General features: G+C 61.2%; 14 protein-coding genes. 7 read left to right on the top strand and 7 right to left on the bottom strand.

From position 1 onward, the window contains the following. Window position 1: 1 nt before the first annotated feature. Together IAU67_RS09725 and pknB are read left to right on the top strand one after the other, a co-directional pair. Window positions 2-1,645, top strand: a complete 1,644-nt coding sequence (locus IAU67_RS09725; protein WP_151842843.1) for a serine/threonine-protein kinase — start codon at window positions 2-4, stop codon at window positions 1,643-1,645. Window positions 1,646-1,722: 77 nt separating this feature from the next. Beyond that, window positions 1,723-3,954: a Stk1 family PASTA domain-containing Ser/Thr kinase gene (gene pknB, locus IAU67_RS09730; RefSeq protein WP_151842842.1), complete on the top strand. Its 2,232-nt coding sequence runs from the start codon at window positions 1,723-1,725 to the stop codon at window positions 3,952-3,954. Window positions 3,955-4,313: 359 nt separating this feature from the next. On the opposite strand, the gene leuS is transcribed toward pknB, so the two are convergent. Next, complete coding sequence (gene leuS / locus IAU67_RS09735) at window positions 4,314-7,223, bottom strand: leucine--tRNA ligase (RefSeq protein ID WP_151842841.1); 2,910 nt, start codon at window positions 7,221-7,223, stop codon at window positions 4,314-4,316. 39 nt (window positions 7,224-7,262) lie between these two features. Between leuS and IAU67_RS09740 the strand changes: the two genes are divergently transcribed. The 4 genes from IAU67_RS09740 to IAU67_RS09755 all read left to right on the top strand — a co-directional run bounded on the left by IAU67_RS09740 (window position 7,263) and on the right by IAU67_RS09755 (window position 11,770). Beyond that, on the top strand, window positions 7,263-7,937 hold the full coding sequence (locus IAU67_RS09740; RefSeq protein WP_151842840.1) for an SdpI family protein: 675 nt from the start codon (window positions 7,263-7,265) through the stop codon (window positions 7,935-7,937). 271 nt (window positions 7,938-8,208) lie between these two features. Then, window positions 8,209-9,144, top strand: a complete 936-nt coding sequence (locus tag IAU67_RS09745; RefSeq protein WP_151842839.1) for a ribokinase — start codon at window positions 8,209-8,211, stop codon at window positions 9,142-9,144. 101 nt (window positions 9,145-9,245) lie between these two features. Beyond that, the gene (locus tag IAU67_RS09750) at window positions 9,246-10,301 is read left to right on the top strand and encodes a nucleoside hydrolase (RefSeq protein WP_151842838.1); all 1,056 of its coding nucleotides are present in this window, start codon (window positions 9,246-9,248) and stop codon (window positions 10,299-10,301) included. A gap of 5 nt (window positions 10,302-10,306) precedes the next feature. Beyond that, a complete protein-coding gene (locus tag IAU67_RS09755) occupies window positions 10,307-11,770 on the top strand; it encodes an MFS transporter (RefSeq protein WP_225723571.1) in 1,464 nt (487 codons plus the stop codon). Here IAU67_RS09755 and IAU67_RS09760 read toward each other — a convergent pair. Then, window positions 11,724-12,983: a CPBP family intramembrane glutamic endopeptidase gene (locus tag IAU67_RS09760; RefSeq protein ID WP_151842837.1), complete on the bottom strand. Its 1,260-nt coding sequence runs from the start codon at window positions 12,981-12,983 to the stop codon at window positions 11,724-11,726. The genes IAU67_RS09755 and IAU67_RS09760 overlap by 47 nt on opposite strands. 154 nt (window positions 12,984-13,137) lie before the next feature. Here IAU67_RS09760 and IAU67_RS09765 point away from each other — a divergent pair, with 154 nt between their 5' ends. After that, complete coding sequence (locus IAU67_RS09765; RefSeq protein ID WP_151842933.1) at window positions 13,138-14,178, top strand: bile acid:sodium symporter family protein; 1,041 nt, start codon at window positions 13,138-13,140, stop codon at window positions 14,176-14,178. Window positions 14,179-14,191: 13 nt separating this feature from the next. Here IAU67_RS09765 and IAU67_RS09770 read toward each other — a convergent pair whose 3' ends face one another. The 5 genes from IAU67_RS09770 to IAU67_RS09790 form a co-directional block, all read right to left on the bottom strand. Then, window positions 14,192-14,758 (bottom strand): NUDIX hydrolase, encoded by a 567-nt coding sequence (locus tag IAU67_RS09770; RefSeq protein ID WP_151842836.1) that lies wholly within the window; start codon window positions 14,756-14,758, stop codon window positions 14,192-14,194. A gap of 134 nt (window positions 14,759-14,892) precedes the next feature. Further along, entirely contained in the window at window positions 14,893-15,915 is a 1,023-nt protein-coding gene (locus tag IAU67_RS09775) for a hypothetical protein (protein ID WP_151842835.1), read from the bottom strand. Window positions 15,916-16,795: 880 nt separating this feature from the next. Beyond that, window positions 16,796-17,215 carry a branched-chain amino acid transporter permease gene (locus IAU67_RS09780; RefSeq protein ID WP_342355615.1) on the bottom strand — a complete coding sequence of 140 codons (420 nt, stop codon included), beginning with the start codon at window positions 17,213-17,215 and terminating at the stop codon, window positions 16,796-16,798. Continuing rightward, entirely contained in the window at window positions 17,202-18,014 is an 813-nt protein-coding gene (locus IAU67_RS09785) for an AzlC family ABC transporter permease (RefSeq protein ID WP_370452008.1), read from the bottom strand. Before IAU67_RS09785 ends, IAU67_RS09780 begins: the two co-directional genes overlap by 14 nt. Before the next feature lie 65 nt (window positions 18,015-18,079). Then, window positions 18,080-18,775, bottom strand: coding sequence for a YqgE/AlgH family protein (locus tag IAU67_RS09790; RefSeq protein WP_151842834.1), 696 nt, complete (start codon window positions 18,773-18,775; stop codon window positions 18,080-18,082). Window positions 18,776-18,811 lie beyond the last annotated feature (36 nt).

Raw genomic sequence — 18,811 nt, forward strand, 5'->3', positions numbered from 1 at the left:
CATGAGTACTGACGACAATCTCAATCCGACGAACCCCGGCGCGGGATCCGTGGACCGCTCGGACATCGACCACTTGCAGCGCCTCCTCGGGCAGCGCTACCAGCTCCAATGGATCATCGGGCACGGTGGCATGTCCACCGTCTGGCTCGCCAAGGACACCAACCACACCCCACCCAAGGACGTGGCCGTCAAGATCCTGCGGCCCGAATACACCGAGAACACCGAGTTCCGCACCCGCTTCCGCAACGAAGCCGAAGCAGCAATGCGGCTCAACAGCCCCAACATCGTCACCACCTACGACTACGGCGAAGTGCACGAGGACACCGGCTACAAAGGCCTGATCTTCTGCTACATCGTCATGGAATACATCAAGGGCGAAGCGTTAGCGGACGTGCTCGGCCGCCAGAAGACGCTCTCCGAGCCACTGGTCGCGGACCTCCTCGCGCAGGCCGCCACCGGCCTGGAGGAGATCCACCGCTCCGGCATGGTGCACCGCGACATCAAGCCCGGCAACCTCCTCATCACCACCGACGGCAGGGTCAAGGTCAGCGACTTCGGCATTGCCAAAGCCGCTGAAGCAGTCCCGCTGACCCGCACAGGAATGGTGGTCGGCACCGCCCAGTACGTCTCCCCCGAGCAGGCCCAAGGCCTGAACGTCGAGCCGGCCTCGGACGTCTACTCCCTGGGAGTGGTCGGCTACGAGTGCCTCGCCGGACGCCGCCCCTTCACCGGCGAGACCACCGTGTCCGTCGCCATCAAGCACATCTCCGAAGACCCCAGCCCACTGCCCCACACCGTCAGCCCGCAGATGCGCGAATTCATCGCCATCTGCCTGCGCAAAGACCCCGCCAGCCGCTACGCTGACGGCAAGGAAATGGCCAGCGCCATGGCGTTGGTCGCCGACGGCCACCGGCCACCCCAGCCGGACCACGTCCCCAACGTGTCGGTGACCCATCCACTCACCGAGCAGCTGGGTGCCGTCGCCACCGGCACCGGCACCAGCGTGCCGCCCATGCAAGGGCCCACGCAGCAAGGCGCTGCGCAGCGCACTGCCAACACTGGCAACAACGCTGCACAGGGCGCCGCCAACGGTGCAGTCCGCCCAACGAACGCTGCCAACAACGCACGCACCTCCGCCAACAGTGCTGCCAACAACCAAGGACGCAACACCAAGAAAAACAAAACCAACACCCCCCTCATCCTCACCAGCCTGCTCGCACTCGCAGCCATCGGCGTAGCCGGCTACCTCTACCTCGCCGACCCCACCTCCGACACCAACGACACCGAAACCACCACCATCACCAGCGAAATCACCACACCCGAAACCACCACCAGCCCACACATCACCACCGAACGCACCACCCGCCAACGCACCACAGCCGAGACCACCACCTCGGACACCCCAGACACCAACACCACCACCAACGAACCCACCACACCCACCGAAGAACCCAGCCGTCCACAACCAACCACCACCCAACCCCCACACACCACCCGACCCCAAACACCTCCCACCAACCCCCTCCCACAACCCGACGACCCAAGCCCCAACAACCCACCAGCCGACAACCAACCATCGGCTGCGGCGATAGAGAACCTCGGCGTCGAAGAAGGAAAAGAACAACCCCCAGCCAACGACGCCTAACCCCAAACCCCCAACATGCACTAACATCGATAGGCTAGAGTCCCCACACCCCGGGTCAGACACAAAGGAGCAACACCGTGGATCGCATCGGCACAACCCTCGGCGGGCGCTACCGCCTCAGTGCCAAAATCGGCACAGGCGGCATGTCCGTTGTCTACGCAGCCACCGACGAACTCCTCGGCCGCGACGTAGCCGTCAAAATGATGCGACCCGACCTCGCCCGCGACCACAGCTTCCTGGAACGCTTCCGCCGCGAAGCCCAAAACGCCGCGAAGCTCAACCACCAAGCCATCGTCGCCGTCTACGACACCGGCGAAACCCCCGAATACGACGAAGCCGTTCCCTACATCGTCATGGAACGCGTCCACGGCGAAACGCTGCGCGACATCATCCAAGACCGCGGCACCATGAGCCTCAGCGAAGCCGCCACCATCATGGCGCAAGTCTGCGACGCGCTCCACTTCAGCCACGAAGCCGGCATCATCCACCGCGACATCAAACCCGCGAACATCATGATCACCAACACCGGCATGGTGAAAGTCATGGACTTCGGCATCGCCCGCGCGCTATCCGACTCCTCCTCCGCCATGACGCAAACCGCCGCCGTGATCGGGACCGCGCAATACCTGTCCCCCGAGCAAGCACGCGGCAAATCCGCCGACGCCCGGTCTGACATCTACGCCGCAGGCTGCGTATTATTCGAACTCGCCACCGGCCAGCCGCCATTCCAGGGTGAATCCCCGTTCAGCGTGGCGTTCCAACACGTCCAAGACCAGGTCAAAAACCCCTCCAGCGTTCCCGGCATGCACCTGTCCAAGCGGGAGGCGCTGTCCCTGGACTCGATCATTCTGACCTCCATGGCGAAGTCTCCATCCGACCGGTACGACGACGCCCAACAGATGGCCACCGACCTGCGGCGCCTCGCCGACGACCAGCTGCCGCTGGTCGCGCAGCCGTACACCGAAGAAGCGCAGGGTGATGACACTGCCGGTGGTACTAGCGCTAGCGGCAATGGTGCTGGCGGCGCGGGCCGGGCCGGCTTGGCCGGCGGTGCTGCCGGCGGAGCCGCAGGCGCTGGATTAGCTGGAGCGGCTGGTGCGGCTGGCTCTGGTGCGGACGCTGCCGGCGCTGCTGGGGGCTCTGGTGCGGGCGCTGACAACAACCCCGAAACCACCATCCTCCCCACACAACAGCCCGGCAACAACGCGGCGAATGCCTACCCAGAAACCGCCTACGACCAGGCCGGACACAACACCTCCGGACAGCCCAGCAACCCCAATTACAACCACGCCAACCACACCGGAGCACCGTACGGAGGCCCGGAAGAGGGCGAGGCGGGCGTCGTAGAAGAAAAAGACAACGCACCACGCCGCAGCAAAACCACCATCGCCCTCTGGACCATCAGCACCCTCCTGTTGCTCGGCGCGGGCGGGTACATCGGCTACCGGGTCATCGACGATAACAACAGCAGCAGCAACAGCAGCCACGACGTCACCCTGCCAAAAATCGCCAACAAACCACGCGACATCGCCGAAAAAGAACTCACCAACCTCGGGCTGAAAGTCACCACAGAAGAACGGCCCGACCACGACATCGCGCGCGGCAACGCCATCGGCACCGACCCCGGCGAAGGATCCACCCTGCCCGCAGGCTCCACCGTCACCCTGCTCATTTCCGCAGGTAAAGAACTCACCGAAGTTCCAGACCTCACCGGCATGAACACCTCCGAAGCCTCCGACGCACTACGGCACGCAAAACTGCAGCTCAACTCCGAAGTGCGCGAAGACACCTCCGACGACGTCCCCGCCGGCAACATCATCACGCAAAACCCGCCACAAGGGACGCACGTGTCCGTGGGGACGAAGGTCACGATCACCGTCTCCACAGGCAAGGAAAAAGCCACCGTGCCGACGGTTTCTGGTCAAGACCTGGACGACGCGCGCACGAAACTTGAAGCAGCCGGTTTCAAGGTGACCGTCAAGCAGGTGGACTCGCCAGAGCCGCTGAACAAGGTGCTCAGCGCCTCCGGCGAAGGCCAGCGGATGGAACGGGACTCCGAAATCACCCTGACCGTGTCCCGCAACAACCAAATCTCCATGCCGAACTTAACCGGCATGAAATACAGCGATGCTGTGGATGAACTGCGGCGCGCCGGCTGGACCGGCGGAGGCGTGGAGCGCTCCGAGACCAGCACAAACGACCTGCTGAAGGTCGATACCGTGGCACACCAGTCCATCTCTGCAGGCACGACTATCGATAAGAACGCGCAGGTGCGCGTGGACGTGTTCGTGTTCGCGCTGCTGCCTTAGGCTTTTCTTCTGTGGCAGCTGTAGGCCGCCAGCTTACAACGCTGGCGGCCTTAGGCCTGCGCTGCCGGCCTGCGCTGCCGTAGGCTTTTCGTCTAATTACGAGGGGGAGTGTCTTAGAACGTAGTTTCGATGAAATGCGGTTTTCTAAAACCGCAGGTCAGAAGGTTTTGGATTTTTTGGAGGCTCATCGAGTCGACGTTCTAAGACACTTCCCCGCTGAGACGCTACCGATGAGGCAGCGCTGCGAGGCTGGGAAACTGCTGCGCGGCTGTCATACAGCGCGCTGGATGGCACAGAATCTATAGAAGCTGCGCGCGGCGGCACTGCTACGCTACCAGCAGCCGCGCCGCGCTGCGCAGCTACTTCGCAACAATATTGACCATACGGCCAGGAACAACGATGATCTTGGCGATCGTCTTGCCCTCAATATGCCCTGCAACATTTGGCTCGGCCAGCGCTGCCGCCTCAACCTCATCCTGGGAAGCATCCGCCGCGACCACAATACGGCCACGAACCTTGCCCATGACCTGCACAGGGAGCTCGATGGTGTCATCCACCAACCACTTCTCGTCCCACGTTGGGAACGGCTCAAACGTGATGGTGTCCGAGCCGCCCAGAATGGACCACATCTCCTCCGCAATGTGCGGCGCCACCGGAGACAGCATCTGCACCAGAGGAACCACAGCCGCGCGCGGCGCGCCCTCAGCCGCCGACGCGTACGTCTTCGTCAAGTAATTCACATACTCAATCAGCTTCGCCACGGCGGTGTTGTCCCGCAGCTCCGCATAGTCCTCGTGCACTCCGGCAACCGTGCGGTGCAATGCGCGCAGGTCGTCGTCGGTCAGCTCAGCGTCGGACACCCGCGGCTGGCCCGTGGCCTCGTCCACTACCAGGCGCCACGCACGCTGCAGGAATCTCTGCGCGCCCACAACGTCCTTCGTGGCCCACGGGCGCGACGTGTCCAGCGGCCCCATCGCCATCTCGTACACACGGAGCGTGTCCGCGCCGTAGCTGTCGCAGATCTCGTCCGGGGACACCGCGTTCTTCAGCGACTTGCCCATCTTGCCGTACTCCTGGAAGACCTCAACTTCCTGGCCCACAACAAATCCGGACTTCTCCGCGCCCTCGGCCGGCACGTAGTAGAATTTGCCGTCCCGCTCCTGGACTTCCTCGGCAGGCACGTACACGCCGCGCGCATCCGTGTAGGCATACGCCTGGATGTAGCCCTGGTTGTACAGGCGGTGGTACGGCTCGAACGAGGAGACAAACCCCAGGTCAAACAGCACCTTGTGCCAGAAACGCGAGTACAGCAGGTGCAGCACAGCGTGCTCCACACCGCCGACGTACAGGTCCACACCACCCGACGGACGCCCCTCACGCGGCCCCACCCAGTAGCGCTCGTTCTCCAGGTCCACGAACTTCTCGTCATTCGTGGGGTCGATGTAGCGCAGCTGGTACCAGGACGAGCCGGCCCATTGCGGCATCACGTTCGTATCGCGCACGTACTCCTGCGGCCCGTTGCCGTCGCCCAGATCCAGCGTGACACTCACCCACTCGGTCGCCTTCGCCAGCGGCGGCTGCGGCACCGACTGCGCGTCCTCCGGGTCGAAGCTGACCGGCTTGTAGTCCTCCACTTCCGGCAGCTCCACCGGCAGCATCGACTCCGGCAGCGCGTGCGCCACCCCATCCTTGCTGTACACAATCGGGAACGGCTCGCCCCAGTAACGCTGCCGAGCGAACAGCCAGTCGCGCAGCTTGTACTGAATCTTCCCGTGACCTGCGCCGTTGCTCTCCAGCCACGCGATCGCGGAGTCAATCGCCTCCGCCTGGCCCAGCCCGTTCAGGTCCAGCCCGGCGTCATTCTTCGAGTTGATGTGCCTCGCGTCCCCCACGAACGCCTCCTGGCTGACCTCGCCGTCCAGCACCGCCACGATCGGCAGCCCAAACACGGTCGCGAATTCGTAGTCGCGCGTGTCGTGCGCCGGCACGGCCATGATCGCGCCGGTGCCGTACCCCGTCAGCACGTAATCGGCGATGAACACCGGCACCTCCGCGCCGTTCACCGGATTGATCGCGTGAACGCCCAGGTAAACGCCCGTTTTTTCCTTATTTTCCTGACGTTCCAGGTCGCTCTTCGCCGCGATCGCCGCACGGTAGGCCTCTACCGCCTGAGATACCGACGCCGAGCCGTACGTCCATCGCTCATCAACCCCCTCATAGGCGTCCTCACCAACGGCTTCTACCAACTGATCCACCAGCTCATGCTCCGGGGCGAGCACCATGTACGTCGCTCCGAACAGGGTATCCGGACGGGTCGTGAACACATCAATACCGCCGGCTGGGGACTGGAACGTCACCTCCGCACCACGGGACCGTCCGATCCAGTTGCGCTGCATGGACTTGACCTTGTCCGTCCAATCCAAATACTCCAGATCATCGATCAAACGATCCGAGTACGCCGTGATGCGCATCATCCACTGCTGAAGATTCTTCCGGAACACGGGGAAGTTGCCGCGCTCCGAACGGCCATCAGCCGTGACCTCCTCATTCGCCAGCACAGTGCCCAGGCCAGGGCACCAGTTCACCGTCGAGTTCGAGCGATACACCAACCGGTACTCATCCAAAATCTCCTGCTTCTCCGCAGCGCTTAAGGTTGCCCAGTCCTCGCGCTCAGCAGCCAGCTTCTCCTCCAACTCCGCAATCGGACGAGCAGCACCCTTCCCACCAGCAGGGTTCGTGGCCTCCGGATCAAACCACGAGTTGAAAATCTGAAGGAAAATCCACTGAGTCCAGCGGTAATACTCCGTATCCGTCGTCGCAATCGCACGGCGCTTATCATGCCCCAATCCCAAACGCCCCAACTGACGCTCCATGTTCTCAATGTTCGCCATCGTGGTCGTCCGGGGATGAGTGCCGGTCTGGACGGCGTACTGTTCGGCTGGGAGACCGAAGGCGTCGTACCCCAACGTATGAAGCACATTGGCGCCCTTCATTCGGTGAAAACGCGCAAACACGTCCGTGGCAATGTAACCCAACGGGTGGCCGACATGCAGGCCAACGCCCGACGGATACGGGAACATATCCTGGATAAACTTGCGATCCTGCGGCAAATCCGAACCATCAGACAGCGGGCCAACAGGGTTCGCAGCATTAAACGTTCCCTGGTCAGACCAATACTGCTGCCACTTCTTCTCAATCGCAGCCGCGAGCTGAGGAGTGTAACGGAACGCGCTGTTTTCGGGGGTTGCGGAATTGCCAGGGTTAGTCATGTTTAGCCATTGTAGTAGACCGGGTTTACACTGGATAACATGATTGTCTTGACCGTGATCCTGGCAGTGCTTGGCGTGGCGATTCTGGCTATCGGCGCCGCGGGAATTGCCGGTATTTTGCCTGGTAACTCCGTGATTGGTTTGCGAATCCCGGAGGTTCGGAAGTCCAAAGAGATGTGGGTCATGGGGCACAAGATTGCCGGGCCGGCATGGGCCGGCGCGGGGCTGGCGCTGCTGGGGGCTGCGCTGGTGTCCCTGAGGGCGTCCGGGTTTCTGTGGCTGATTATCGCGATGCTGGTGATCGGCGCGCTGGTACTTCTAGGGATGGGCGCCGGGATGGCGGCGCATGCGCTTGCTCAGATCGATGCACGGCGTAAGGCGGCGGAGGCTTCGGCTGAGGGCGGCTGCTGCTCTGAGGATGGGGGCTGCGGCTGCGGATCGGCTGATGGTGATGCTGGAGCGTGCGGCACGGGTGAGGCTGACGGTGCTGGTGCTGGTGCTGCTGGCGCTGCCGCACAACACGGCTGCAGTAGCACTGGCCAGCCGACCGCCGCGGAATGTGCCAGCGGCAATGCCTGCGGCTCCTGTTCTTTGAATGGTGCCTGCGAAGGCGGCGGAGCTGCCTTCGACACCGCAGGCACTGCACGCGTCAGCACCGCCACCCCTGATGTGGCGGCTGCGCGTCAGGCGGCTGCTGTTCAGGATCAGCGTTAGAGGTCTGCTGCTTAAAGTTTGCTGTCGCTTGCTGTCTGAAGCTGCTGCCTGATTCTGTCGCTTGCTGTCTGAAGCTGGCGCCTGAAGCTTGCTGGCTGCTGTTTAGACCTTCTTTTTCGCAGGGAGTGTCTTAGAACGTCGACTCGATACATCGCATTTTCAATGCTACTTTCCTGACCTGGGCTTATTGTTTTCTCAGGAAAATCCATTCGACGTTCGCAGACACCCTTCGAAAGACAAAGAATAGTCAGGCAATGTTAGCGTACATCTTATGAGCACCACAGTCGTCGTCTGCGGAACCATCAACGTAGACACCTTCGTATCAGTCAACAAGTTCCCCGTCGCAGGCGAGACCATCATCGGTGAGCAAGGGCCCCAATCACTGGGCGGCAAGGGCGCCAACCAGGCGGTGGCCTGCGCATTGATGGGTCCACACACCGTGCTGCTCAGCGCTGTCGGCAACGACCCCAACGGCGACATGGCCGTCGCAGAACTCCAAGACCGCGGCGTGAATGTGGAGTATGTGGAGCACACCGATCTACCCACTGGCCAGGCGTTCATCATGAACGACTCGGAAGGCGAGAACATCATCATCGTGACCTCTGGTGCGAATCAGGTGGTGAACCCGTCGCTGCAAAGGCCCATCGTCCAGCGGCTACGGCAGCAGGGGAGCGTGCCAGTGGTCTTGGCACAGGGTGAACTCACCCCTGAGCACAGCGCGCTTCTGCCACGCCTGGTGCAGAATTCAGACTCCAGGCTTGTGTTGAATCTGGCGCCGGTGACCACGCGTGACCAGGACTTATTGCGCACCGCGAACCCTCTGATCGTCAATGCCACCGAGGCTCGTGACGTGCTGGAACTAGACTTCGACACGCCTATCGAGCAGGTGCTAGAACAGCTCACGAAACTATCGCAGTCGGTGGTCGTGACCCTCGGCGCGCAGGGCGCAGTGGTGGTCGACGAAGGCCGCTCGGCCGCAGAAGCCGTCTGGATTCCTGCGGCAAAGCTTGACCAGGTGGTGGACACCACGGGCGCCGGAGACGCCTTCGTTGGCACAGTCACAGCCGCCCTGGCGGAAGGTGCGACTCTGGTTGAGGCCTGCCGCCTCGGAAACGCCGCCGGCGCTTTGGCCACGCAAAAGCGCGGCGCGGCAACCAGCTACGCAAACGCCGCTGAGGTGAAAGCCCTCGCAGCTCAGGCTCAGTAGCACGCCGCCTGCTCACAGCGCGCACCACAGCAGCACCGCGTCCACAGCAGCACGCCGCGCCGCAGCAGCGCCGCGCCGAAACTTCAGGCACCATGAATACCATGACTACCGATCAGCATTCACCACCACGCACACCGCAGAAAATCATCCTGGACTGCGACCCCGGCCATGACGACGCCATCGCCCTTCTCCTCGCACACGGCAACCCCAACCTCGACCTGTTGGCGGTGACTACCGTCGCCGGCAACCAAACCTTGGAGAAGGTTACAGCCAACGCCCGCGCCGTCGCGCGCGTCGGCAACATCCACAGCATCCCTTTCGCCGCGGGCGCGTCCCGCCCTCTGCTGGGCCCGCAGCTCATCCCGGAGGAGATCCACGGCGATTCCGGCCTTGATGGCCCTACGCTCCCCACTCCAGATGTGGAGCTGGCCTCCACGCATGCGGTGAATTTGATCGCGGAGATCATCGAGGCCCATGCCCCCGGCGAGGTGACCCTCGTCCCCACGGGCGCGCTGACCAACATTGCGCTGTTCGCGCGCATGTATCCGCACCTCGTGGAGCGCGTCGGCGGCGTGACGTTGATGGGCGGCGGCCATCACACGGGCAACATGACTCCCGCCGCGGAGTTCAACATCCTGGCCGATCCGGAGGCTGCTCAGATCGTGTTCGAGGAGCCGTGGCCTGTGACGATGGTGGGGCTCGACGTGACGCACCAGGTGCTTGCGGTGCCGGAGCGGTTGGAGCAGTTGAAGTCTGTGGGCACGGATGTGTCCCAGTTCGTTGCGGAATTGATTGAGTTTTTCGGCGCGGCGTACATGAAGGAGCGTCACTATCCTGGCCCGCCGATGCATGATCCTTTGGCCGTGGCGGCGGTGGCCGATCCGTCGATGCTGCGGGTGGTGCGGGCGCCGGTTTCTGTGGAGACGCAGGGTGCCCACGCGCGGGGCCAGACGATCGTGGACCTGCGTCGTACGTGGAATGCGCAGGGTGGTGGGAACTCGCCGTCGTCGTTAGGAATTGCCGACGACGCCGAAGCCTCCGATTCATTAGTCCCCATCCCCAAGCATTACGTTGCGTTCGATGTGGATGTTGAGAGATTTTGGTCGGTTTTGGTCGATGCGCTGACGCGCATCGGTGACACAGGTTTTAGGGAGTAGAGCTTATGAGTGTTCATGAGGGTGTTGGGCGTGAGGCTGGCGTCGGGGTAATAAAGGACCCGGTGGATTCTCGCCGCGGCGGTTTACCACTGTTGATGGTGGTGTTGATTGCGGCGGCGGTGGCGTTTCAGCTGAATGCGTCGATGTTGTCTCCGGTGCTGAGCACGATGGCGCGGGAGTTGAACACGGATGAGGCGACGGTGGGGCTGACGCAGACCGCGTTTTTCACTGGCGGTGCGCTGTGCGGGCTGTTCTTGCCGAGGTTGTCCGACATCGTGGGGCGCCGGCGGATTTTGCTGATTATGTTGTCGGTGATGGCGCTGGGCGGTTTGGCCGCGGCGCTGGCTCCGAATATTGGGGTGTTGTTGGTGGCGCGTGCGCTGCAGGGTATTGCGGGGCCGACGATTCCAATGACGCTGATTATTTTGCGGAGCCAGGTGAAGAACGAGGTGCGCCTGGGTACGTTGATGGGCTTGATTGCCGCGATTAATGGGGGAGTGGCTGGTTTGGATGTGCTGGTTGCTGGCTGGATGGCGGACCACTGGGGCTTCCGTTCGGTGTTCTGGCTGATCGCGATTGTGGGGGCGATAGCGGTGGTGTTCGTGGCGTTGTGGGCTCCGGAGTCTCGTCCGTCTGAGGGTGTTCGGATGGATTGGTTGGGAGCGCTGTTTTTGGTGGTGTCCGTGTGCGCTGTGACGTTGGCTGCGAATGAGGCCGGCAAGGCAGCCGCTGCGAACTGGGCTTTTGTGGTCGGTGCGGTGGTGCTGTGCTTGGTGATGTTCGCTGTCTTTTGGAAGTGGGAGAAGCGGCATGAGCAGCCGTTGGTGGCGCCGAAGTATCTGAAGCGTCGTCATACGTGGGGCCTGTTGTTGACGACGGTGTTGACGATGACGGGCGTGTTCGCTGCGGTAAATGGTGTGGCTGTGTCTTTGGCTCAGAACCCTTCGGCTGGTTTTGGTTTGAGTCCGAGTATGGCGTCCTTGTTGCTGTTGACGCCGTATGCCCTGATTGGTTGGTTTGTGGGTCCGTTTGCTGGAAATCTTGCTCCGAAGGTGGGCTACGGGCGGCTGTTGCGCGTGGGTAATGTTTCCTCGGCAGTGCTGCTGCTGGTGCTGGCGCTGGTGGGCGTCCAGTCCGTGTTTGTACTGGTGGCTGCGGTGATCCTGCTGGGCGTGACGTATGCCGGCATTGGAAATATTGTGTTGAACAACTTGGGTGTGGTGAACAGCCCGAAGGAGTACGAGGGCTTCTTGCCGGGTATGAACTCGGCGGCCTTTAACTTGGGTGCTGGTATTTCCTTCGCGATCCTTCCTGTGTTCCAGGTGGCCGGTTCCCCCGAGGGCGCTACGTCCTCGGGCGGTTACACCACGGCGTTCCTTGTGGCGGCTGGCATTCTGGCGCTGTCTGTGGCGAGCTCCTTCTTTATTCCGAAGAAGACTGCTGCTCAGGAAGAGGGCGAGATTGTGTAGCCTGCGGCTGCGCCGGCTGCTCGGGCTGCGCTGAGTGCCCCGGCGCGGCCGGCTTTGCGGGCTGCGCGCCCGCTGGCGGCTGGGTGCGCCTGCCTCGCGGAGCTGCAGTGCGCGTGCCTCGCGGAGCTGCAGTGCGCGTGCCCTGCTGCGCGGGCTCGAACACTAACGCCGCTCCCGCCACGCTCTGCGGAGGCGCTGCCACGAGCGGCTCATCCGGAGCAAGCGGGTGTTCCGGCGGCAGGAACACCCGCGTCCGGTCGCCTTCCCACATCTCCTTCAACTGTCGATTCCACAGGAAGAAAACCGTCAGCACGATCGTCAACCCGGAAGAAAAGAGCACAGACTCCCAAGGAATCTCGGTGGCATTCACATCATTAACCTCGAAGACTCCACTCGAAAAAACCATCACATTATTGGCAATGTGCAAAGCCATCGGCAGCTCAAGGCCACCCGTCTTATGCGCCAACAGAGCCATGCACGCAGCAAACACCGTGATGTCGATCAGACCCACCCAGTTGTAGTCGTGCGCTACCGTGAACAGCACCAACGGCACCAGATAACAAATCCACGGGTTGCGAACATACGCTCCCAAGAACTGGGGGAGCACACCTCGAAACACCAGCTCCTCCGCAATGGCCTGCGCAGGAACCATCGTAAAGACGACTATCAGCAGGCCGAGGGCCTGGGGTTGGAGAACCGCGGCGTCGGGCCCATTATCGGCAATTGACGCCCCCCTGCCAATCAGGAACAGACCAAGAAACACAAACGCCATTCGCCACAACCCGGCCCAGAACAAGCGCCAACGCACTCGGCCGGCCACCGACCAGGCGAAACCCCACGCGCGGCCCGAGCCCAAGCGGATGCCGAACCAGCACGCAGGGATCAGAATCGCCAGGGACCCCAACAGGAAAAATATGAACACAGGATCGCTCATGTCATCCATGGGGAGTAGCGAATCTTCAGACGACCCGCTCTCGCCGGGGTCCATCATCAGATAGACGACAACGAAGAGAAGAACGCTGAGCACGCCATACAGCACCGCGGCGATCAGCAGCTCCAAAACAGGGCGCCACCAGCGATAACGCTCATTCAACAGAGCCACACGGTGAAAAGGAACAGTTGTCTCCACATACGCATCATGATGAAACGGAGCGGTCTGCACGGCCGGTGCTGCGTCATCCGGACGGGCTGCACGAGAGTTCAATTCGGACATGCACTTACAGTAGCAGGCAGGCTACACAGGCTCTACGACGAAATCGAACACAGGATAACAGCTAGCTGAAAACGCTATCTGACCTGGCGTGTTCGAATACTTTTCGGCCAACTGCACACCAATGTAGGACGAGGTCACTAAAGTAAATCCCGTGATGCAGACGAACCGAACTTCAGAACCGACGCAGCGCTCGCTGCTCAGCAGAATCCTGTCCTACCGACCGGACCTGCTCATCGTGCTGATTCTGGCCGCCGTGGCTCTCGCGCTCATCGTTCCCGTGCGCGGGCAGGCAGCGGACATTGCAAACACCATCGTGACCATCGCGATCGGCTTTTTGTTCTTCCTCTACGGCGCGCGCCTCTCTCGCGAAGAAGCGTTCAAAGGCCTCATGCACTGGAAGCTGCACCTGCTGATTCTTGTGTTCACCTTTGTGGCATTTCCGCTGATAGGGCTTCTGCTGACGCCGCTGCGCGGACTCGTCGGCGACGACATGTTCATGGGCATCCTGTACCTGTGCCTCGTGCCGTCCACAGTGCAGTCTTCCGTGGCCTTCACCTCCATCGCGCGCGGACACGTGGCCGCATCCATCGTCGCCGCGTCGGTCTCCAGCCTGGCCGGCGTGTTCCTCACACCGCTGCTGGTCCTGCTGCTGATGAGCACCTCCGGCGGCCTGCACATCGACGCATCAACCTTCCTGAAAATCGCTGTGCAGCTGCTGCTTCCGTTCCTGCTGGGACAGATCCTCCGGCCGTGGGTACACAAATTTGCAGCTAGCCCGCTCACCAAAAAAGTGGACCAGATCAGCATCGGCATGGTGGTGTACGTCAGCTTCTCGGACGGCGTGACCTCCGGGGCATGGTCCAGCGTCAGCATCTGGACATTGCTCGGCCTGATCGTGGGATCCGTTGTGTTTGTGTACGCAATGCTGTGGTTCACCAGCACCGTAGCCCGACGCCTAGGCTTCGACTACCGAGACCAAGTCGCCATCCAATTCGCTGGAACCAAAAAATCGCTGGCCTCCGGCCTGCCGATGGCAGCCGTCATGTTCGCCGGAGCAAACCTAGGGCTACTGATCCTGCCGCTCATGATCTTCCACCAAGTGCAGCTCATGATCTGCTCGGCTCGAGCCTCCAAGTATGCGAAGCGCTACGAAGCGTGGGAGCGGTCAGGTACTGGCAGTCCAACAACCTGGTAGCTGTCAGAAGCGTTTAGTCACCACGCAACTTATCCCCATTACGCTTCCGATAACCCATCCGAGGACGGAACCCCACCGGATGCTTCATCTGCGCCACCGCATCCGCAATCACCAAACGAAAGCGAGGCTGCATCGGCGGCAATTGCGCCACCGAAAACCATCCCACATCGACAGACTCGTCATCTCCGACGATGGGTTCATCGTGGTGAGGCGTGGCGTCGTTTTTCATCACAGAAAGACGCATCGCAGTATCCATGTAGCTCGACACGTCCCCATTCGGATACTCCACCGGACCCACCTGGCCCACCCCCAACAAAGCCTCCACCTGCACAGACAGGCCAGTCTCCTCCAAGACCTCCCGCACCGCCGCAGCATCCGGCTCCTCGCCCGGATCAACAATCCCCGTCACCGGAGTCCACTGGCCATTGTCCGCCCGGCGCACCAGCAACACCTCCGGCACCGCCCAGATCGGAGCGTCCGCCGGCACATCACGGATAACCACCGCCGTCACACCAGGCAACCACAACGCATCATGACCGATCTTCTCACGCAGCTTCACAATGAAATCAGGAGTTGGCATGCCGACCAGTTTAGCCTCATGTGCGGTGATAGCCTCCACGACTGAGGTTGTCCGAGGCTGATGCTGTCCGCCGCGGCACCGTGACGACAGCCGTCCACAGCTGAAGTTGTTCACAGCCCCGCCTGAAGACAGAATCACTCCCAGGCCAAGCCGCCACCAGACCTCTGCTTCGACGGAAAGCGATAGCCCGTCTGCGACAACTGCGCATGCAACTGCTTCAAATGTTCAATGTCAGCCCCCGACGCAAAACTCGCCTTGTCCGCCCGCACCACCACACACCCCGCGGCCATCAACGCCCGCTCGCGCGCACGCTCCTGCTCCACAGCCGCAGCAAACCTCACGGGGTCCTCGTGGCTGTACTTCTCCCGACCGTCGTACTCGCCAACAATCCCGTTCTCCCAGAAAAAATCCGCGCGACCCACGAACTCACCCGCCGAATTGTAGATCTTGACCTGCTGATACGGCGCCGGCAAACCTGCCAGAAACATCTCCACCTTCCACTGGGACTCGCGAGGACTCTCGCTCAAGCCATTGATGAGCCGGCACGCCGTCCGGGCAACCCTCACCCCAGGCACTCCACGCAACTCATCCACCCGATCGACGAAATCTTGCTTGGTGAACAGTCCCTCACGGACGCACCACTCGGCAGCCACCACACAATGATCCAGGCCATGGTGCAAAGCGAGGTCGACTGCGGTTGTTAGGGGATCCGTCGCGGTCAGCCGGCCAAACTCCGTATGCACCACCGTCAAGCCACCGGACTTCGTCAGCGCCCGAGGACGAATGAACTTCGAACGACACGTATGAGCGGCGATGACCTCCGCACTGTCTGTGGGCTCCCAACCCACCAACGGCATCCCAATCGCAGCAGCGGCAGTTCTTCCCGCTAACGGACGCGGCTGAGTAATACGCGACGACCCAGCCGTCGCAGCAGCCATCGCCGCCGCCTGACGCTTCTTGCCCTGAGGGTCGCTCCCAAGCTCTTCCCACATCTGGACGCGCATGTACACGCCCGGCGCGAGCTGCCGGACCTTCCCCTGCTTCTTCAACCGATTCAACAATCGCTGGTGCTTCTTGCTGAGCTGGCTGACTTGGATCAGCGGTGGCCCCAGCACCAGCTGCCCGGTCGTTAATGACTCTTCTGAGAAGTTACTCATTCTGTGTTCCCCCTTGATGTTTATACGGTGCGGCAGTGCGTAGCCTGAGCAGCCGAGACAGCTGAGCATTTGAGACAGCCGATGCGGCTGAACCTGTTCACACTGCCGAATCTCTACGAGACTCTGAAAGCAATTGTCTGTGCTGAATGAGGGATTGCGCTAGGGGTGTGCGCAAATTGTGGATAACTACTTATAGCAATATGCTCGTTCTCGGTTTTCTGTGTATTTAGATGTGGAAAATCTCTCAAGGCTATAGGGAGCAGTGTCTTAGAACGTCGACTCGATGAACCCCCATTTTCCAACACCGCAGGTGGAAAATGCCTGCATTTTTGAAGCCCCACTATCGAGTCGACGTTCTAAGACACGCCCCCAGGAAGAACGCTTCAAGATTCTTGGAAACTACATCCAGCCTGCGCACATAGAAACCAGAGCCGAACGCAGTTGCCTTCCATCAGAAATCAGAGAAGCTCATCGACACGCACACAATACCTATACCTACAGCCGTACCCAGCAGAAGCGTTGTGAAGATCAAGAAGCCGTCATCCGCCGTCAACTACACCGCGGAGAGAATTGTCAAGAGCTGTGAGCAAATTGTGGATAACTACTTATGGCAACATCCGTTCTTTTCCCCAGCATGTGTCATTAGCTGTGGAAAAGTGTTGCGCCATGCCAATGGCGCCTGACTGCAGCCTCATCTCAGCCGCACTCCACCCGACTGCAGCCATTCCTCCCCCTCCTCGCAGCTATACCTCGCAGGCTGTCTTAGAACGTCGACTCGATGAACCCCCGTTTTCCAACACCGCAGGTAGAAAAATGAGCATTTTTCATGCGTATTATCGAGTCGACGTTCTACGACACAGCGCCACCCCAGAACACACCCTCAGAAAACAAAGTTCACCAACACCGCATAAAATGCCGTACCCAGCAGAATCGATAGCGTCGCGGACTTCCGCCATAAATGCAGCACCACGGTAAAAGCCAGCGCCAGCCCCACGACCACATAACCGCCCGCCTCCGAGCCGCTGGAATGCACGGCGTACATCACCAGAATGGTCATCACGCCCACCGGCATCGCCAGCCCCAGCCACGCCACAATCGCGGAATCGCGCAGTTTGCTTAGCGCCGCGAACGGCAGCGCGCGCAGCAGCAGCGTCACGATGAACACCGGAATCAGCACGGCGCCCACATCGCCGACGGTCACGCCCAGCGGCAGCCCATGCTCGCCCACATTCATCGGCTGCTCCACCGTCTGTTCGGCCAGCAGCCCCGGCGCCGTCGTGTGGTCGTTAGCGGTGAACATGCGCGCCTCCGTTTGTTCCCCATGTCAATAATTTGTCGACGCCCGGCGCCACATATCGCAAGATCAGTAACAGAAAGTAGAGTGTCATGCCGATCATGAGCATGTTGCTGGGGCTCACAACAAGTCCGATGAAGCCTGTGATGAGTGCGGTGATGGGGAGGGATATGTCGCGGTGGGTTTTGAATGCTTCGATGGCGAGGACGGTGAACAGCGCGATGAGTGCGAATTCCATGCCTTTGATCTCGAAGGGCAGGGCTTGTCCGAAGAGGCTGCCGAGGATTCCTCCGCCGACCCAGCCGATTTGCAGCAGTACTTGAGCTGCGATGACGCGCGGTCCTGTCCATGCTTGGTGGTTTTTTGTGGAGAGCACGGCGTAGGTTTCGTCGGTGAGGGAGTACACGCCGTAGAGGCGGCCTAGTCGGCTGGTGATGTTTCTGAGTGGGTAGTTGAGGGCGTAGAAGACGTGCCGGAAGTTGACGAGTAGTCCGTAGAGTGCGGCGCTGAGTGGGCCGACGCCCGCGGTGACCAGACTGACGGCGAGGAACTCCATGGATCCGGCGTAGATGACGAAGCTGAAGATGGGTGCCCACCACCAGGCGAAGCCTACTTGTGTGATGAGGAGTCCGAATGCGAGGCCAAGGGGGACCATGGACAGGGCGACGGGCCATACGTCGATGAGGCCTGCTTTCACCTCGGCGCGCCGGTCGATCGCGTGGCCATCAGTCCGATCGATCGCGTGGCTGCCGGCCTGTCCGGCCTGACTGTCGGTGGGATCGTGGGGTGGTTGTTCGGAAGTCACTGGGTCCACTTTCTTAGGGTGGTGTGCATTCTCGGGTTTTCTGCGTACAGCCTATACCCGCCGGCTCAGTTCCTGAACGGGAAGCTCGCCCATGTGGACAGGAGGTTCTCCGGGAATGGCCGCCTCCGCATCAGCGAGCGCCATATGTCCGCCGGCTTGGATGTGAAGACATCTTGAAGCGTTGCGTCTTGCGTTTCCAGGAGCCCGCCGTCAAGGAGGAGCTGCACGTGTTCAGTATCAAGCTTCTCAAAGCCACGGAACATCCGAATGCTCACAATGGTCGCACCATCCAGTTGATCCTTGAAGCCGGGATCACCTTTGTGCACCACCAGGCCCATGATTTCCCCGTCGACTCCTCCGTCGCTCTCAGGGTCGGAGTCTGGTCGCCGCACGTGTGCCAAAGCAATCGCCAGATCTTCCTCCCTACCTCCGTTGAAGACCACTGTGGGTTTCGGCGCCAGGGGAGCAAGTTCGGGAAAGTGCTCGGCCAGCGGGATGTTCCACATTTCGCCCAGGCGCAGCGCCCAGAGTTGGCTCTGATCGCCGGGTGCGAGCCCCATCGTGAAGAGCACGTCGCTACCAACTTGACCTGGGCCGACGAGTTCTGCGGGATTGTCGTGGACGCGCCCAAATGCCTTGAAGGCGCTCAGCGCTTCTGCGTGCTGCGAAGATTGCGCCGCGAAGTCCTCCACCATGTCCGGGTTGAATATCAGGTGTGGGGAGGGGAAGAGGAGGTTTTTGATGTCATCCGTGCTTGTCATGATGTGCCCTACCTTGTGGCTTTACTGTGCCCTACG

This window comes from Corynebacterium zhongnanshanii (assembly GCF_014490575.1).
Classification (GTDB): Bacteria; Actinomycetota; Actinomycetes; order Mycobacteriales; family Mycobacteriaceae; genus Corynebacterium; species Corynebacterium zhongnanshanii.